The sequence below is a fragment of the Pseudomonas sp. LB1P83 genome (assembly GCF_054897885.1).
The window spans coordinates 4,391,145-4,408,131 of sequence record NZ_CM142709.1; the positions used below are offsets into that span (position 1 = coordinate 4,391,145).

General features: G+C 59.6%; 17 protein-coding genes. 2 read left to right on the top strand and 15 right to left on the bottom strand.

Features of this window, described 5'->3' with window-relative positions:
• Position 1 precedes the first annotated feature (1 nt).
• The 12 genes from ACYZTY_RS20100 to ACYZTY_RS20155 all read right to left on the bottom strand — a co-directional run bounded on the left by ACYZTY_RS20100 (position 2) and on the right by ACYZTY_RS20155 (position 9,422).
• On the bottom strand, positions 2 to 358 hold the full coding sequence (locus ACYZTY_RS20100) for a PilZ domain-containing protein (protein ID WP_461955175.1): 357 nt from the start codon (positions 356 to 358) through the stop codon (positions 2 to 4).
• 42 nt (positions 359 to 400) lie between these two features.
• Entirely contained in the window at positions 401 to 1,387 is a 987-nt protein-coding gene (locus ACYZTY_RS20105; protein ID WP_461955176.1) for a DNA polymerase III subunit delta', read from the bottom strand.
• The gene (gene tmk, locus ACYZTY_RS20110; RefSeq protein WP_008152325.1) at positions 1,380 to 2,012 is read right to left on the bottom strand and encodes a dTMP kinase; all 633 of its coding nucleotides are present in this window, start codon (positions 2,010 to 2,012) and stop codon (positions 1,380 to 1,382) included. Before tmk ends, ACYZTY_RS20105 begins: the two co-directional genes overlap by 8 nt.
• 19 nt (positions 2,013 to 2,031) lie before the next feature.
• A complete protein-coding gene (gene mltG / locus ACYZTY_RS20115; protein ID WP_461955177.1) occupies positions 2,032 to 3,261 on the bottom strand; it encodes an endolytic transglycosylase MltG in 1,230 nt (409 codons plus the stop codon).
• Between the two features lie 3 nt (positions 3,262 to 3,264).
• Positions 3,265 to 4,080, bottom strand: a complete 816-nt coding sequence (gene pabC, locus ACYZTY_RS20120) for an aminodeoxychorismate lyase (RefSeq protein WP_461955178.1) — start codon at positions 4,078 to 4,080, stop codon at positions 3,265 to 3,267.
• Positions 4,080 to 5,324, bottom strand: coding sequence for a beta-ketoacyl-ACP synthase II (fabF, locus tag ACYZTY_RS20125; protein WP_131062725.1), 1,245 nt, complete (start codon positions 5,322 to 5,324; stop codon positions 4,080 to 4,082). Before fabF ends, pabC begins: the two co-directional genes overlap by 1 nt.
• A 107-nt stretch (positions 5,325 to 5,431) precedes the next feature.
• Positions 5,432 to 5,668 (bottom strand): acyl carrier protein, encoded by a 237-nt coding sequence (gene acpP / locus ACYZTY_RS20130; RefSeq protein ID WP_150713999.1) that lies wholly within the window; start codon positions 5,666 to 5,668, stop codon positions 5,432 to 5,434.
• 191 nt (positions 5,669 to 5,859) lie between these two features.
• Positions 5,860 to 6,603, bottom strand: coding sequence for a 3-oxoacyl-ACP reductase FabG (gene fabG / locus ACYZTY_RS20135; RefSeq protein WP_461955179.1), 744 nt, complete (start codon positions 6,601 to 6,603; stop codon positions 5,860 to 5,862).
• Between the two features lie 16 nt (positions 6,604 to 6,619).
• On the bottom strand, positions 6,620 to 7,558 hold the full coding sequence (gene fabD / locus ACYZTY_RS20140; RefSeq protein WP_008152335.1) for an ACP S-malonyltransferase: 939 nt from the start codon (positions 7,556 to 7,558) through the stop codon (positions 6,620 to 6,622).
• Positions 7,559 to 7,683: 125 nt separating this feature from the next.
• The gene (gene plsX, locus ACYZTY_RS20145; RefSeq protein WP_461955180.1) at positions 7,684 to 8,694 is read right to left on the bottom strand and encodes a phosphate acyltransferase PlsX; all 1,011 of its coding nucleotides are present in this window, start codon (positions 8,692 to 8,694) and stop codon (positions 7,684 to 7,686) included.
• 4 nt (positions 8,695 to 8,698) lie between these two features.
• Positions 8,699 to 8,881 carry a 50S ribosomal protein L32 gene (gene rpmF / locus ACYZTY_RS20150; protein WP_008152339.1) on the bottom strand — a complete coding sequence of 61 codons (183 nt, stop codon included), beginning with the start codon at positions 8,879 to 8,881 and terminating at the stop codon, positions 8,699 to 8,701.
• Positions 8,882 to 8,894: 13 nt separating this feature from the next.
• Entirely contained in the window at positions 8,895 to 9,422 is a 528-nt protein-coding gene (locus ACYZTY_RS20155; RefSeq protein WP_004371317.1) for a YceD family protein, read from the bottom strand.
• 105 nt (positions 9,423 to 9,527) lie between these two features.
• Here ACYZTY_RS20155 and ACYZTY_RS20160 point away from each other — a divergent pair, with 105 nt between their 5' ends.
• Complete coding sequence (locus tag ACYZTY_RS20160) at positions 9,528 to 10,106, top strand: Maf family protein (RefSeq protein ID WP_461955181.1); 579 nt, start codon at positions 9,528 to 9,530, stop codon at positions 10,104 to 10,106.
• A gap of 68 nt (positions 10,107 to 10,174) precedes the next feature.
• Here the strand turns inward: ACYZTY_RS20160 and sppA are convergent, their stop codons facing one another.
• The 3 genes from sppA to rluC are packed head-to-tail and all read right to left on the bottom strand — an operon-like array spanning position 10,175 to position 12,800.
• Entirely contained in the window at positions 10,175 to 11,164 is a 990-nt protein-coding gene (gene sppA, locus ACYZTY_RS20165) for a signal peptide peptidase SppA (RefSeq protein WP_461955182.1), read from the bottom strand.
• Between the two features lie 24 nt (positions 11,165 to 11,188).
• Positions 11,189 to 11,851: an HAD-IA family hydrolase gene (locus ACYZTY_RS20170; RefSeq protein WP_461955183.1), complete on the bottom strand. Its 663-nt coding sequence runs from the start codon at positions 11,849 to 11,851 to the stop codon at positions 11,189 to 11,191.
• On the bottom strand, positions 11,838 to 12,800 hold the full coding sequence (gene rluC, locus ACYZTY_RS20175; RefSeq protein WP_461955184.1) for a 23S rRNA pseudouridine(955/2504/2580) synthase RluC: 963 nt from the start codon (positions 12,798 to 12,800) through the stop codon (positions 11,838 to 11,840). Before rluC ends, ACYZTY_RS20170 begins: the two co-directional genes overlap by 14 nt.
• A 700-nt stretch (positions 12,801 to 13,500) precedes the next feature.
• Between rluC and rne the strand changes: the two genes are divergently transcribed.
• Positions 13,501 to 16,728, top strand: coding sequence for a ribonuclease E (rne, locus tag ACYZTY_RS20180; protein ID WP_461955185.1), 3,228 nt, complete (start codon positions 13,501 to 13,503; stop codon positions 16,726 to 16,728).
• Positions 16,729 to 16,987 lie beyond the last annotated feature (259 nt).

Genomic DNA, 16,987 nt, shown 5'->3' on the forward strand with positions numbered 1-16,987 from the left:
CTTACATCGTATGAGTGGGACGGTCGGACTTCATGGCTCCGGCCAGATGGGTTTCGATTCGACTGCGCGCGGTGTTGTCGCCGTCATTGAATTGTACGCCGACCCCGGCGGCACGGTTGCCCTGCGCGCCTTTAGGGGTAATCCAGGCAACCTTGCCGGCGACCGGAATCTTCTCGGCCTCATCCATCAGATTCAGCAGCATGAAGACCTCATCGCCCAACTTGTAGCTCTTGTTGGTCGGGATAAACAGGCCACCGTTCTTGATGAATGGCATGTAGGCCGCGTAAAGCACAGAGTTGTCCTTGATGGTCAGGGACAGAATACCGTTGCGTGGCCCCGGATTGACGGCTTCATTCATGCTGACCTCCATTGCTGATGATCAGAGTCTAGGCCCAGACGATCACTTCTGGGTAGGCAAGGATGCCCATTGCACCAGCAGCGCTTCGAGCAACAAGGCCGGATTGAGGTTGGCTTTGCTCATGACCTTCTGGCGCTGGGCGAGGATCCAGTCCTGGATACTCAAGACTTTATCCTGAGCGGTTTTCTGCGCCAGGTATTGAATGACCTTGCGCATGTCCGTCAATCCCAACCCTTCTTCATCCTGGGTCAACTGATAGCGCAGGATCAGACTCGACCAGTCGCAGAACCAGTCGAACAACAGCAACTGCGGGACGGTTTTCCATTCTTCGGCCAACTGCGTCGGCGATTGCTGCTGTTTGAGCAACTTCTTCACGCCTTCGACCACCAGCGCCCGCTGCTCGCGTACGCCCTGGGCCTGCAACTTGACTGCGGCGAGCGGCGAACCGGCCGCCAGGGTCAGCAGTTCGACACGCTCTTCTTCCGAGCTGTCCGGCAAGGCCTTGACCAGCCAGGCAAGACTCATCGCTTCGCTCGGCAGCGGGCAGGCCTGCTGCACACAGCGACTCTTGATGGTCGGCAGCAGTCGGCTGGTCTGGTGGCTGACCAACAGCAAAACGGTATCGCCGGAAGGCTCTTCAAGACTTTTAAGCAAGGCGTTCGCGGCGTTGACGTTCATCGACTCGACCGGCTCGATCAACACCACCTTGCGCCCGCCCATTTGTGCGGTCTGCACCACGAAACTGACCAGATCACGCACCTGATCGACCTTGATCGCCTTGTCGGCTTCTTCCGGTTCCAGGATGTAATTGTCAGGGTGGCTGCCGGCCTTGAGCAGCAGGCAGGATTTGCATTCGCCGCAGGCGTCCTGCGCGGTCGGACGCTGGCACAGCAGACTGGCCATCAACCGCTCGGCCAGCGCACGCTTGCCGATCCCGGCCGGGCCATGCAGCAGATAGGCGTGCGCATGTTGCTTGCGACCGGCCAACTGTTGCCAGAGGCTGTCCTGCCACGGATAGGCTTCAGCCACGGGTCAACTCCAGCAGACGTGGCAGCAAGGCGTCCAGCGACTGTTGAACCTGCGCCAGCGGCTGAGCGGCATCGACCAACACATAACGCGCCGGGTCAGCTTCAGCGCGTTTGAGGAACGCACTGCGCACGGCATCGAAAAAGGTCCGGCCTTCGAGTTCGAAACGGTCCAGGCGACCGCGAGCACTGGCGCGGGCCAGCCCCACTTCCACCGGCAAATCAAAGATCAGCGTCAGGTCAGGACGCAAATCGCCCTGGACAAACGTCTCCAGAGTCGCAATGCGCTCCAGCGACAAACCGCGACCGCCGCCCTGATAGGCATAGGTCGAATCGGTAAAACGATCACACAAGACCACCGCACCGCGGGCGAGCGCGGGGCGAATCACCTCGGCCAGATGCTGGGCCCGCGCGGCGAATACCAGCAACAACTCGGTGTCGGGGTTCATGACTTCATCAACCGGCGCCAACAACACTTCGCGAATCCGCTCGGCCAACGGCGTACCACCCGGTTCGCGGGTCAGCACCACCTCGATACCGGCGGCGCGCAGACGCTCGGCCAGGTATTCGCGATTCGTGCTTTTGCCGGCGCCTTCCGGGCCTTCCAGGGTAATAAACAAGCCAGTCACAGGCAGTCCTTAATCAGGGTCATTGCGGGTTTTGCGGCGCGGCTGCGTCCGGCTCGGGCACGGAGTCTGGCTGCGGAGCAGGCTCCCGAACGGCTTCAGCAGCAGGTTCTTGAGGCGCTACGGGCGGCACAGCCTCGGCTTCGGGGTTGGGAGACGCGACCGGAATCGGCGCCTCGGCGTCCGGCGTTTCGCCATTCTGGATGTCGGGCGACGAGGCCGGTGCCGGGCTGGAACGGTAGTCGGCACGACGCTTGAGCTGGAACTCTCGCACCGCATTATTGTGGGCGTCCAGATCATCGGAAAACACGTGGCTGCCATCACCGCGAGCGACGAAGTAGAGACTGTTGCCCGCCACCGGATTCAACGCGGCATGGATCGCTTCGCGGCCGACCATGGCAATCGGGGTCGGCGGCAGGCCCGAAATCATGTAGGTGTTATACGGTGTGGCCTCCTTGAGGTGGGCACGGGTCAATTTGCCGCTGTAGCGATCACCCAGACCGTAGATCACCGTCGGATCGGTCTGCAGCAGCATGCCAATCGCCATCCGCCGCACAAACACGCCAGCGATCTGCCCGCGCTCCTGCGGCACACCGGTTTCCTTTTCCACCAGCGAGGCCATGATCAGCGCCTGATAGGGTTCGGTGTAGGGCACATCAGCAGCGCGCTGTTCCCACTCCTTGGCGAGGACTTCGTCGAGGCGATCGTAGGCTTTTTTCAGCAGATCGACGTCGGTCATGCCGCGCACGAAGCGGTACGTGTCGGGGAAGAATCGACCTTCGGGAAAGATCCCGGCGTGGCCGAGCTTTGTCATCACTTCGCTATCGCTCAAGCCGTTCAGGGTCTGCTCGAGTTTTTCATCCTTGGCCAATGCCGCCCGGACCTGATGAAAATTCCAGCCTTCGACCAGCGTCAGGCTGTACTGAACGATGTCCCCACGCTTCCACAAGTCGATCAGCCCTTCGACAGTCATGCCGGGCTGCATACGGTATTCGCCCTTGTGCAAGGGTTGTCCCGCCAGGTTGAAACGCCAATACACTCGCAACCAGAAAGCGTCCTTGATGACGCCATCAGCTTCGAGTCGATAGAAGGTGCGGGTGGGTGTCGTGCCTTTGGGCACTTCCAGCAGTTCTTCCTGGGTGATGTTCAGTGGCTGTTCGAGCGCCGAATGAATTTTCCAGGCGGTGGCGCCCAGACACAGCCCTGCCAGAACCAATCCGGTTTCCAGCAGCAGCAAGAATTTACGTCTCACGTATCAAGCATCCAGTAGCGCGCGGGCAATGGTTTGGAGTTTACGGGTGAGCGGCCCAACCGACCAGCTCAGCGCAGCATAGGCGCGCACCGGCCAAACGCCATACACGCTGTTGCAGACAAAGACTTCATCGGCCCATTGCAGCTGATCCAGGCTGATGTCGGTGATTTGCGTGGGGATCCCCAATGACGCGGCTTGAAACAATAACTCGGCACGCATCACACCGGCCACACCACAGCGTTTCAAATCAGCCGTGATCAACACGCCATCGCGGATCAGGAACAGGTTGCTGAACACACCTTCGATCACGCGCCCCGCCTGATCGAGCATCAAGCCTTCGGCGTGCTCCGTATCTTGCCATTCAGCGCGAGCAATCACTTGCTCAAGGCGGTTAAGGTGTTTGAGGCCGGCAAGCAGTGGTTGCCTGGACAATCGTGTCGCGCAGGGGAACAGGCGAACGCCCTGCTCGCCATGAACGGCAGGATAAGCAGCGGGTGGATTGCCTTGCAGAATGCGTCGGGCCTGAGCCGAAGGATCGGGAGCATAACCTCGCAGACTGTCGCCGCGGGTGATGATGAGTTTGAGCACACCCTCATCCAGTGCACCGGCATAGGCCAGCAGCTCACTGCGGATCAACTCATGATCGGCAGCGATCGCCAGGCGCGAGCAGCCATCGACCAGACGCGCCAGATGCCGGTCCAGCAGCAACGGTTGCCCACCACGCACGGCGATGGTCTCGAACAGACCATCACCGTAAGCCAGGCCGCGATCTTTCAGCGACAAAGCGTCAGCCGGCTGACCGTCGACCCAGCTGTCCATCAGTCAGCGAACCGGCGGAACACCAGCGAGCCGTTGGTACCGCCAAACCCGAAGGAGTTGGACAGCACCACATCGATGTCCATGTTGCGCGCAGTGTGCGGTACGAAGTCGAGGTCGCAACCTTCGTCCGGCTCATCGAGGTTGATGGTCGGTGGCGCCACCTGACTGTTGATCGCCAGCACGCTGAAGATCGCCTCGACCGCGCCCGCTGCACCCAGCAAGTGACCGGTCATGGACTTGGTCGAACTGACGGCCAGTTTGTAGGCGTGATCGCCAAACACCGACTTGATCGCACAGGCTTCGGCGAGGTCGCCGGCCGACGTCGAGGTGCCGTGGGCGTTGATGTACTGGACCTGGTCGCTATTGATTTTCGCATCACGCAGGGCGTTGGTAATGCAACGCGCAGCACCGGCACCGTCTGCCGGAGGCGAAGTCATGTGGAACGCATCGCCACTGGTGCCGAAACCGATCAGCTCGGCATAGATAGTCGCGCCACGCGCCTTGGCGTGTTCCAGTTCTTCGAGAACCAGCGCGCCGGCACCGTCGGACAACACGAAGCCATCACGGCCCTTGTCCCATGGACGGCTGGCGCGGGTTGGCTCGTCGTTGCGGGTCGACAGTGCGCGGGAGGCACCGAAGCCGCCCATGCCCAGACCGCACGCCGCCATCTCGGCGCCGCCGGCAATCATCACGTCGGCTTCATCGTACATGATGTTGCGGGCTGCCATGCCAATGCAGTGCGTACCGGTCGTGCACGCGGTGGCGATGGCGTAGTTAGGTCCCTGTGCACCCAAGTGGATGGACAGGAAGCCGGAAATCATATTGATGATCGAGCCAGGCACGAAAAACGGAGAAATCCGTCGTGGGCCGGAATCATGCAGGGTGCGGCTGGTTTCTTCGATATTGGTCAGACCGCCAATACCCGAACCCATAGCCACGCCGATGCGCTCACGGTTGGCGTCGGTGACCTCAAGGCCTGCGTTACGTACCGCCTGAAAACCTGCGGCCAGACCGTACTGAATGAACAGGTCGAGCTTGCGAGCTTCCTTGACCGACAGGTATTCCTCGACATTGAAGCCCTTTACCGAGCCGCCAAAACGGGTGGAATAGGCAGAAAGGTCGGTGTGTTCGATCAGACCAATGCCACTGCGGCCAGCCAGAATGCCCTGCCAACTGCTTGGCACATCCGTGCCCAGTGGCGACAACATACCCATACCGGTGACTACGACGCGTCTACGCGACACAGCACTCTCCTTTTTCAAATGACGACTTTGCATCAGGCCTAAAGAAAAAACCGCACGCCATGAGGCAGTGCGGTTTTTCCATGACAGCAAGCAACGATTACAAGCTATTAAGCCTGGTGGTTTGTAACGTAATCGATTGCAGCTTGTACAGTAGTGATCTTCTCAGCTTCTTCGTCAGGGATTTCGGTCTCGAATTCCTCTTCCAGAGCCATCACCAGCTCAACGGTGTCAAGGGAGTCGGCACCCAGGTCTTCAACGAAGGAAGCGGAGTTAATCACTTCTTCTTCTTTAACGCCCAGTTGCTCAGCAACGATTTTCTTGACGCGCTCTTCGATGGTGCTCATACCTTGTTTTCACTCCTAATGGACAAATTCAGGCAGCTGGCCAGTGGGTAAGTGTATAGAAAGACTTTTCAGTTTTTCAACTGAAAGCTTCACTCCTCAAACCCGACGACCCCCTGCCTATAAATAGATTGCAGCTTTATAACGGATTTTAGACAGCTCGTATGACATTTTTTTGAAGCAATCCGTCACATTTAACTCATGTACATCCCGCCGTTCACCGGGATTGTAGCCCCAGTAACGTAAGCCGCACCGTCGGATGCAAGAAAAGCGACCACAGACGCGATCTCTTGAGCTTGCCCCAGACGGCCCAACGGAATCTGCGTCTGCAAGGCTTCACGCTGTGCCTCGGGCAGTTCGCGGGTCATATCGGTGTCGATGAACCCAGGGGCCACCGAGTTTACCGTAATCGAACGCGAACCGACTTCACGCGCCAGTGCACGACTGAAACCTTCCAGACCGGCCTTGGCGGCTGCGTAGTTTACTTGGCCTGCGTTGCCCATGGCACCCACAACAGAGCCAATACTGATAATTCGTCCCCAACGGGCTTTGGTCATACCGCGCAAAACGCCCTTGGACAGGCGGAACAGACTGTTCAGGTTGGTATCGACGACATCATGCCATTCGTCATCTTTCATGCGCATCATCAGATTATCGCGGGTGATGCCGGCATTATTGACCAGGATCGCCGGCGCACCGAATTGCGAAGTGATGCTCGCCAGTACTGCAGCAACGGACTCGTCGCTGGTGACGTTGAGTTCCAGGCCAGTGCCTTGAATACCGTTTTCCTTCAGGGTAGCGGCAATTTTCTCGGCGCCGGAAGCGGACGTCGCGGTGCCCACAACGATGGCGCCCTGACGACCCAGTTCCAGGGCGATGGCCTGGCCGATACCGCGGCTCGCACCGGTGACCAGTGCAACTTTACCTTGCAGACTCATGCAAGTTTCTCCTGATTCAGGCCAGCGCTGCACGGGCGGCAGCGAAAGCGTCTGGGGTATTGAGGTTGGATGTCGACACGCCTTCGGCGCAACGCTTGTTCAAGCCGGCCAGCACTTTGCCAGGACCGCATTCGACCAACTGGGTCGCGCCCTTGGCGGCCAGCGCCTGGACCGATTCGACCCAACGCACAGGCTTGTAGAGTTGTTCAAGCAGATCGCGCTTGAGGGTTTCCAGATCGGCCGGCACGGTAGCGCTGACGTTCTGTACAACCGGGATCTGCGGCGCTTGCCAGTCGATCGCAGCGATCGACTCGGCGAAACGCTCGGCCGCCGGACGCATCAGCTCGCAGTGGGACGGCACACTGACCGGCAGTGGCATGGCGCGCTTGGCACCCCGCGCCTTGCAGCCTTCGATGGCGCGCTCGACCGCAGCCTTGGCACCGGCGATAACCACCTGGCCCGGGGAGTTGAAGTTGACCGCACTGACCACTTCGCCTTGCGCCGCTTCGGCACAGGCTGCCAACACATCAGCATCGTCCAGACCGAGGATCGCGGCCATGCCGCCCTGCCCGGCTGGAACGGCTTCTTGCATCAGCTGACCACGGCGCTCAACCAGCTTGACGGCGTCGCCCAGGCTCAGGCTGCCAGCAGCGACCAGCGCGCTGTACTCGCCCAGGCTGTGACCGGCAACGTAAGCCGGACGCGCGCCGCCTTCAGCCAGCCACAGACGCCACAAGGCGATCGAGGCGGTCAGAATGGCCGGTTGGGTTTTATCGGTTTGATTGAGTTGCTCTTCCGGCCCTTGCTGGGTCAGTGCCCACAGGTCGTAACCCAGAGCATCGGAAGCTTCTTTGAATGTTTCGAGGACAACAGGATGTTGCGCGCCCAACTCGGCCAGCATGCCGAGGGACTGCGAACCCTGTCCTGGAAAGACGAATGCGAGGGAAGCAGACATGTAACGAGCCCCTAATGATCTTGTCGTCGAAGAATTGACGTCCCACTCGGGGGACGCAAGAAACTGACAGTTGGATGGCCAATTGAACTGAGCGGTCACATTTAAGCATTGTCCGACGAAAACGCCTAAAGCAACAAATCCTCCAGACGACCGTGAATGCGTTCCGGCAGGTTTTCCTGGATCTCGATCAGCGCACGGGAAATCGCACTCTGGAAACCCTGAACCCCCGCCGAGCCGTGGCTTTTCACCACAATCCCCTGCAAACCCAGGAAGCTTGCGCCGTTATGCCGCGCAGGTGCCAGCTCGGCTTGCAGGCGCTTCATCAACGGCAGCGCCAGTGCGCCGACCATTTTCGAGGCGAGGTTTTTCTTGAACAAGGCTTCGATTCGCCCGGCAATCATGGTCGCCAGGCCTTCGCTGGACTTGAGCAAGATGTTGCCGACAAAGCCGTCACACACCACCACGTCCGCCTCGCCACGGTACAAACCGTCACCTTCGACAAAGCCGATGTAATTGATACCACGGGCACTTTGCAACAAGGTTGCAGCCAGCTTGACCTGCTGATTGCCCTTGATGTCTTCGGTGCCGATGTTCAGCAACGCCACACGCGGGCGAACGACACCCAAAGCCTCCGCCGCCACCGACCCCATGATTGCGAACTGCAACAGGTGTTCGGCACTGCAATCGACATTGGCGCCGAGATCGAGTAACTGGCAATACCCCTTCTGTGTCGGAATCGCCGCCACCATCGCTGGTCGGTCAATGCCCGGCAGCGTCTTCAGCACAAATCGCGACAACGCCATCAGCGCACCGGTATTGCCGGCACTGACACACGCCTGAGCCTTGCCATCACGCAACAACTCGAGTGCCACACGCATCGACGAGTCAGGCTTGCCGCGCAAGGCCTGGGCAGGTTTTTCGTCCATGGTGATAACTTCGGATGCCGGAGCAATCGACAGGCGCGAGCGATCCGCAGCTGATTCGCCAGAGAGCAATTCTTCAAGAAGGGAGGGTTGACCGACGAGGGTCAGGTGCAGCGAGGGTGTAGCAGACAGGCAAGCAAGGCTGGCCTGAACAATGCTGCGGGGACCGAAGTCCCCGCCCATTGCGTCAATCGCGATGACTTGAGCAGACAAGTGATTACTCGTCAGCGCCCTTGTCGATCACTTTACGGCCACGGTATACGCCTTCTGGCGATACGTGGTGACGCAGGTGAATTTCACCGGTGGTTTTTTCTACAGACAGAGTGCTTGCCGTCAGGGCGTCGTGCGAACGACGCATGTCACGGGCAGAGCGGGATTTTTTGTTCTGCTGAACAGCCATAATTGATTAACTCCTAAACGTTTGGGTCACGCTTTAACTGCGCCAATACACTGAACGGGTTGGACCGCGTTACCTCGTCCTCGCTCGGTTCGGGCTCATCGAGACCCGCCGGCTGCTGGCATTCTTCCGGATGATGAGCAGGCACAATGGGCAAGGCGAGCAGAAGCTCCTCCTCGATCAGTGACTGCAGATCCAAAGGATCTTCGCCCAGTTCCAGCACGTCATAACCTTTCGGCAACGACTGGGTATTCGCACCCTCCTTCACCACAGCATAACTGCATTCGCTATGGATCGGCAGGGTGACCAGCTCAAGACAACGCTGGCAAACCATTTTGACTTCGGTGTCGATAAAGCTGTGGATTACCACAGACTTACGTTCATCTCGTTCAAAAACGAATTTAGCCTGCACCGTACCGACAGTGTCGGAAAGCGGGTCGCAGAGTCTCTCCAAATCGGCCAGCAGCAGTTCACCTTGAAGGGTGGTGCCACGGTCAGCCAATTTGCGCGGGTCAACGTGAGGTGGAATCGGGTCATTCAACATAGGCGCAGCATTATAGGGATGCACCCAGCCATGTCAAAGGAAATTCAGCCCTGTCCGTCACTTGGAAGCCTCGGTAGAATTCACGCCTGTCTTTCGGAGATGCGCATGCTGCCTTTATTACTCGCTTCAAGCTCGGTTTATCGCCGGGAATTGCTGGCCCGCTTGCAGCTGCCATTCACCTGCAGCTCACCGGATATCGATGAAAGCCATCGCCCGGGCGAGTCCGCCATTGAGCTGGTAAAACGCCTCGCCGCAGAAAAAGCCCGGGCGCTTGCCGGCACCCACCCCGCTCATCTGATCATCGGCTCAGATCAAGTGGCGGTACTCGGCGAGCGGATTATCGGCAAACCTCACACCTTCGAAAAAGCCCGTGAACAACTGCTGGCTTCGAGCGGCGCCAGCGTGACCTTCCTGACGGGCCTGGCGCTGCTCAACAGCGAGACCGGCGACTACCAGGTCGACTGCGTGCCGTTCACCGTGCACATGCGCACGCTGGACCCGGCACGCATTGAACGCTACCTGCGCGCCGAACAACCCTACGACTGCGCTGGCAGCTTCAAGGCCGAAGGATTGGGGGTCAGCCTGTTTCAAAGCACCGAAGGCCCTGACGCCACCAGCCTGATCGGCCTGCCGCTGATTCGCCTGATCGACATGCTGTTGGCCGAAGGCGTGCAAATCCCTTGAACCCCACATAGCCGTGCAGACGTAAAAAACCGGCCACGCGGGCCGGTTTTTTCATGCCGCAGGAGAACTCAGCGCATCGACGGACCGTTAAAGCCCATCCACATCGCCAGATGCTCAGCCACGCTGGCACCGAGTTTTTTCGAGAAGCGATCGAACGGCGACTCCTGAACAGTGAAGTCCACCAATTCTTTCTCGCCAATCACATCACGCGCCACCGAACTGGCATTCCCCAGACCATCAATCAGACCCAGCGGCAACGCTTGCTCGCCGTTCCAGACCAACCCGGAGAACAACTCCGGATGCTCTTTGTCCTTGAGACGGTCGCCACGGCCCTTTTTCACACTGTTGATGAACTGCTGGTGCGTGGTATCCAGCACGCCCTGCCAGAACTGAGTCTCCTCAGGCTTCTGCGGCTGGAACGGGTCGAGGAACGACTTGTGCTCGCCCGACGTGTAGGTCCGACGCTCGACACCGAGCTTCTCCATGGTGCCGACAAAACCGTAACCGGCCGCCGTCACACCAATGGAACCGACCAGGCTCGCCTTGTCGGCGTAAATCTGATCGGCTGCGCTGGCGATATAGTAAGCACCGGAAGCACCCAGGTCGGAGATCACCGCGTACACCTTGGTGTTCGGGTGCAAGCCGCGCAGACGAGCAATCTCGTCATACACATAACCCGATTGCACCGGACTGCCGCCAGGGCTGTTGATGCGCAGGATCACACCCTTGACCTTCTCGTCCTCGAAAGCCGCACGCAGACTGCCGACGATGTTGTCAGCGCTGGCCGGTTCCTTGTCGGCGATCACACCAGTCACGTCGATCAACGCCGTGTAGTGGGAACCGCGGGTCGCGCCTTTTTCCATGTCCATCAGCGGCGTGAACAGAATCAACGCACCAAACAGGTACACAAAGGTCAGCAGCTTGAAGAAAATACCCCAGCGACGAGATCGGCGCTGCTCCTGGACACTGGCCAGCAGGGTCTTTTCCAGCAGCTTCCAGCTTTTTTCGTCACCGTTTTCTCCGCTCGCCTTGGCGGGCGCTTTCCATTCGTCGGTCATGACATCTACCCCAGCAAAAACCTGTTAAGCCCGCTGACTCAGCCAGGCATGCAATTCTGAAAAACGATCAATGGCCAGTCGCGGCTCGAACAACTTCAGCGCATCGATCGATTGAGCGCCATAACTGACCGCCACCGAATCCATGCCGGCGTTACGCGCCATCTGCAAGTCAAAGGACGAATCTCCAACCATCAGCGCCTGCTCCGGGCGAACCTCGCAATGGGCGAGAATCTGCTCAAGCATCAGCGGATGGGGCTTGCTGGCGGTTTCATCGGCGGCGCGGGTGATATCGAAATAATCTTCCCAGCCGTGAGCTTTCAGCACCCTGTCGAGCCCGCGACGAGCCTTGCCCGTCGCCACAGCCAGATGATAACCCTCGGCGCGAAACGCCTCCATCGACTCAAGCACACCCTCGAACAGCGGCGAAGGCACGGCTTCGGCGGCAATATAGTGATCCGCATAGTATTGCCGGAACGCTACCAGTTCGGCATCGCCAATGTCGGGGTACAACGTGCGAATAGCCTCAGGCAAGCCCAGACCGATAATGCCTTTGACCGCAAAATCATCACGCAACTGAAACCCCGACCGTTCGGACGCGACGTGCATCGCCTCGACAATCCGACCAATGGAGTCAGCCAGCGTGCCGTCCCAATCGAAGATCAGCAGTTTGTAATCAGAGGGGTGCACTCAGGCGCTCCACGGTCTTGGCCCACATTTCGTCCACTGGCGCCTGCAACTTCAGCTCACCACCATCCGGCAGCGGCACGGTCAGCATGTAGGCGTGCAGGAACAGGCGCTTGCCGCCCAGGTCACGAATTTCCTTGCTGAAACCTTCATCGCCATACTTGGTATCGCCAGCGATGCAATGCCCGGCGTGCAGGGTATGGACGCGGATCTGGTGGGTCCGGCCGGTGATTGGCTTGGCTTCGATCAGGGTGGCAAAGTCGCCGAAACGACGCAGGACCTTGAACACGGTCACAGACTCCTTGCCCTCTTCCTCATCGACCTCGACCATGCGCTCGCCGGAGCGCAGGTTGCTCTTGCCGAGCGACGCACGAACTTGCTTGATCGAGGCCGCCCAGTTACCGCGGACCAGCGCCATATAGCGTTTATCGACGCCATCGCCGCGCAATGCCGTGTGCAAGTGACGCAGCATGCTGCGCTTCTTGGCGATCATCAGCAGACCGGAGGTGTCACGGTCGAGACGGTGAACCAGTTCGAGCTCCTTGCAATCCGGGCGCAACTGACGAAAGGCTTCGATCACCCCGTAAGTCAGTCCGCTGCCGCCATGAACCGCGATGCCGCAAGGCTTGTTGATCACGATCAACGCCTTGTCCTCGAACACAATCGAGGCTTCAAGGCGCTGCAGCAGGCCTTGGGCCAGCGGCACCGGCTCGTCGCGCTCAGGCACGCGAACCGGCGGCACGCGCACGATATCGCCCGCCTGCAGCTTGTATTCGGGCTTGATCCGGCCTTTGTTCACTCGCACTTCGCCTTTGCGCAAAATGCGGTAAATCAAGGTCTTGGGCACGCCTTTGAGCCGAGCGAGGAGGAAGTTATCAATACGTTGGCCGGCATATTCCGGCGAGACCTCCAGCAGTTGTACGGCTGGGGTCGAAGGGGCAGTAGTCGTCATGCCGCGGATGATAACAATTTTTTATGGAATTGAAGCACTTAATCATTGCTGCTATAGTCGCGAACGCCGCCAAAAGCGGCCTGGACAGCGGACTAACGGTCAAAAACCGGCCCTGACCAACGCAATTCACCAGGGCGCGAGGCCGTCCTACGGGGTTTTCGCTACGTAACGGTGGAGTTTGCAGCTGTAACGAGCGCAGGTGACATGAGGCCTGAATCAAGCCGCAAAGCAGAGTTTTCACTCGCCTTTCGAGCCAATATTCACGGCCAGTTCACAAAGTGCAGTCGGCTACGGACGACCCCGAGCGAACGCTTCGGAAACAACGCCTAAATTAGCCATGATGCGTGACCTCCCCCTTCGGAGCTCACGGTAAATGCCAACCCGCTGCGGATTCTGCGCGCGGCAGCACCCGAATTATCAGGGATACGTGTAGGGTGGAGATGCACAACCGCTGGACTGTGTAGCATTAGGCTTTATCAAGACGCTTCATCTCGTCCACAGCCGCTGGTTGATTCCTCCTCCTGACTGAGTGCTTAAGTAGCCACAGCAAGCAGGACGCGTACGTCGCGATAACGGCCCAATTGGCCGGACATCGCTGGACACGGGAATGGCCAACCACTCCCGACGCACCTGACACCGACCGTGAGAAGTCGTGTGTGCCGAACGCCGTTTCCGGCAGCCCGGAAACCGACGGTACTACATGAAAAGAATGCTGATTAACGCAACTCAACCCGAAGAGTTGCGTGTTGCACTGGTAGATGGCCAACGCCTCTACGACCTGGACATCGAATCCGGTGCACGCGAGCAGAAGAAGGCCAACATCTATAAAGGCCGGATTACTCGCATCGAACCAAGCCTTGAGGCTGCCTTTGTCGATTTCGGCTCCGAGCGCCACGGCTTCCTGCCCCTCAAAGAAATCTCCCGCGAATACTTCAAGAAAGCCCCCGAAGGCCGCGTCAACATCAAGGACGTCCTGAGCGAAGGCCAGGAAGTCATCGTTCAGGTGGAAAAAGAAGAACGTGGCAACAAGGGCGCGGCCCTGACCACGTTCATCAGCCTGGCCGGTCGTTACCTGGTGCTGATGCCGAACAACCCGCGTGCCGGCGGTATCTCCCGTCGCATCGAAGGTGAAGAGCGCAACGAACTGCGTGAAGCCCTGAACGGCCTGGTTGCCCCGGCCGACATGGGTCTGATCGTGCGCACTGCAGGCCTTGGCCGCAGCAGCGAAGAAATGCAGTGGGACCTCGATTACCTGCTGCAACTCTGGACCGCCATCAAAGAAGCCTCGCTGGATCGCTCCGCGCCATTCCTGATCTACCAGGAAAGCAACGTGATCATTCGCGCCATCCGCGATTACCTGCGCCAGGACATCGGCGAAGTGTTGATCGACAGCGTTGAAGCCCAGGACGAAGCCCTGACCTTCATTCGCCAGGTGATGCCGCAGTACGCCAGCAAGATCAAGCTGTACGAAGACAGCGTTCCGCTGTTCAACCGTTTCCAGATCGAAAGCCAGATCGAGACCGCCTTCCAGCGCGTCGTTGAACTCCCTTCCGGCGGCTCCATCGTTATCGATCCGACCGAAGCCCTGGTGTCCATCGACATCAACTCGGCGCGCGCCACCAAAGGCAGCGACATCGAAGAAACCGCACTGCAGACCAACCTTGAAGCCGCCGAAGAAATCGCCCGTCAGTTGCGCTTGCGCGACATCGGCGGCCTGATCGTCATCGACTTCATCGACATGACCCCTGCCAAGAACCAGCGCGCCGTGGAAGAGAAAGTCCGCGAATGCCTGGAAGCCGACCGCGCTCGCGTGCAAGTCGGTCGCATCTCGCGCTTCGGCCTGCTGGAAATGTCCCGTCAACGCCTGCGTCCATCGCTTGGCGAAAGCAGCGGCATCGTTTGCCCTCGCTGCAACGGCACCGGCATCATCCGTGACGTTGAATCGCTGTCCCTGGCGATCCTGCGCCTGATCGAAGAAGAAGCCCTGAAAGACCGCACCGCCGAAGTTCGCGCACAAGTGCCAATTCCGGTCGCAGCCTTCCTGCTCAACGAAAAACGCAACTCGATCACCAAGATCGAACTGCGCACCCGTGCCCGCATCGTCATTCTGCCGAACGATCACCTCGAAACGCCGCACTTCGAAGTTCAGCGTCTGCGCGATGACAGCCCTGAAGCCGCGGTCGGCCAGTCCAGCTACGAAATCGCTGCTGCCGCTGCCGAAGTCGAAGAAGTCCAGCCAGCCGCTGCGACCCGCACCCTGGTTCGCCAGGAAGCCGCGGTCAAGACTGCACCGGCTCGCGCCAACGCTCCGGTTCCGACCGAAGTCGTTGCCGCACCGGTTGCTGCTCCGGCCGTTGTGCCAGAGCCAAGCCTGTTCAAAGGCCTGGTGAAGTCGCTGGTTGGCCTGTTTGCGTCCAAAGAAGAGCCTGTTGCTCCGGCCGCTGTTGAAAAACCGGCGACCACCGAGCGCCCTGCACGCAATGAAGAGCGTCGCAATGGTCGTCAGCAGAGCCGCAACCGTAACGGTCGCCGCGATGAAGAGCGCAAGCCTCGTGAGGAACGTGCACCGCGTGAAGAACGCGCACCACGTGAGCCACGCGAAGAGCGTCAACCACGCGAAGCCCGCGAAGAAACCCCAGCAGTAGCCCGCGAAGAACGCGCTCCACGTGAAGAGCGTGCACCACGCGCTCCTCGTGAAGAACGTGCACCGCGCGCGCCTCGTGAAGACCGCAAGCCACGTGGCGAGCGTGAAGAACGAGTGCGTGAACTGCGCGAACCTCTGGATGCCACCGATCCAGCCGCGGCGACTAGCGCTGCTGCGACCGCTGAAGAGCGTCCGGCTCGCCAGCCACGTGAAGAACGTGCTCCGCGCCCACCGCGTGAAGAACGTCAGCCACGTGCCGAGCAAGCTGCTGCTACCGTTGCCGAAGAAGAGCTGGTGACCAACGAAGAGCAACTGCAGGAAGATGGTCAGGAAGGCGCCGAAGGCGATCGTCCACGCCGCCGCTCCCGTGGCCAGCGTCGTCGCAGCAACCGTCGCGAGCGTCAACGCGATGCCAACGGCAACGTGATCGAAGGTTCGGAAGAATCCGAATCCGCCGAAGGCAGCGAAGCTGACGACAGCAACGAAGCGCCAAGCACTTCTGATCTGGCCGCCGGCCTGGCTGTTACCGCAGCCGTTGCCAGCACCGTGATCAGCGCACCGGCTGAAGCACAAGCCAACGAGCAAGCCGAACGCGCGACTGCCGCCACCCTGGAAACTGCTCCGGTTGAAGCGCCAGTGGTAGAAGCGACGACTCCGGTCGAAGCCACTGCGGCTCCGAAAATCGAAGTGGCTCCGGTTCGTGAAGCTGAGCCGGTTGTTGAAACGGCTCCAGTTTTCGAGCCAGTGGTTGCTGCCGAGCCAGCGGTCGAAACCTCCAGCGAAACCGTGACCGAAGCTGTCCGCGAAGTTCGTGAAGAACAAACCGCGTTCAACTGGGTTGCCGAGCCGGTTGCCGTTGAAGCGCCTGCACCGGTTGCTGAAGCCCCAGTGGCTGAAGCTGTGGTCTCCGAGCCAGTGGTTGCTGCTGCCGAGCCTGCTCCGGTGGTTGAAGCGCCGGTTGTTGCCGAAGTGGCTGCACCGGTCGTTGAAGCGGCTCCGGTCAGCGCCCTGACCGAAAATGGCCGTGCGCCGAACGACCCGCGTGAAGTGCGTCGTCGCAAGCGTGAAGCCGAGCGTCTGCAGAAGGAAGCCGAACTGGGTGCCACTGCTGCTCCGGTTGAAGCGGTTGTCGCTGCCGAGCCTGCACCGGTTGTTGCTGAAGTGGTCGAAGCGGCACCTGCTGCCGAGTCGGTCATCGAAGAAGCGCCTCGCTCCGTACAGGAAGCGGTAGAGCAACACGAGCAAGCCCTGGAAAAAGAACACGAGCCTAAACCGCTCGTCTGATTCCATCGGCCACTAAAAAGCCCCGCCTGGTGATCCAGGCGGGGCTTTTTTATGGTCATTAGTCTCACCGCGATCAATGTTGGAGCGAGCCTGCTCGCGATGACGGTGGATCAGCTTGCATCAATGGTGAATGTTAAACCGCTATCGCGAGCAGGCTCACTCCTACAGGGGTCGGCGGCGACTACAAAACCGTGATCACACCGCAGATCCAATGTGGGAGCGGGCCTGCTCGCGATGGCAGTGGATCAGCTTGCATCAA

What these genes read in the sequence shown, in the direction of transcription:
- ACYZTY_RS20100 (WP_461955175.1), bottom strand. Translation starts at nt 358, where the DNA reads ATGAATGAAGCCGTCAATCCGGGGCCACGCAACGGTATTCTGTCCCTG.
- sppA (WP_461955182.1), bottom strand. Translation starts at nt 11,164, where the DNA reads ATGACCGACGAATGGAAAGCGCCCGCCAAGGCGAGCGGAGAAAACGGT.
- rne (WP_461955185.1), top strand. Translation starts at nt 13,501, where the DNA reads ATGAAAAGAATGCTGATTAACGCAACTCAACCCGAAGAGTTGCGTGTT.
- acpP (WP_150713999.1), bottom strand. Translation starts at nt 5,668, where the DNA reads ATGAGCACCATCGAAGAGCGCGTCAAGAAAATCGTTGCTGAGCAACTG.
- rluC (WP_461955184.1), bottom strand. Translation starts at nt 12,800, where the DNA reads ATGACGACTACTGCCCCTTCGACCCCAGCCGTACAACTGCTGGAGGTC.
- fabD (WP_008152335.1), bottom strand. Translation starts at nt 7,558, where the DNA reads ATGTCTGCTTCCCTCGCATTCGTCTTTCCAGGACAGGGTTCGCAGTCC.
- fabG (WP_461955179.1), bottom strand. Translation starts at nt 6,603, where the DNA reads ATGAGTCTGCAAGGTAAAGTTGCACTGGTCACCGGTGCGAGCCGCGGT.
- pabC (WP_461955178.1), bottom strand. Translation starts at nt 4,080, where the DNA reads ATGGACAGCTGGGTCGACGGTCAGCCGGCTGACGCTTTGTCGCTGAAA.
- rpmF (WP_008152339.1), bottom strand. Translation starts at nt 8,881, where the DNA reads ATGGCTGTTCAGCAGAACAAAAAATCCCGCTCTGCCCGTGACATGCGT.
- ACYZTY_RS20155 (WP_004371317.1), bottom strand. Translation starts at nt 9,422, where the DNA reads ATGTTGAATGACCCGATTCCACCTCACGTTGACCCGCGCAAATTGGCT.
- ACYZTY_RS20160 (WP_461955181.1), top strand. Translation starts at nt 9,528, where the DNA reads ATGCTGCCTTTATTACTCGCTTCAAGCTCGGTTTATCGCCGGGAATTG.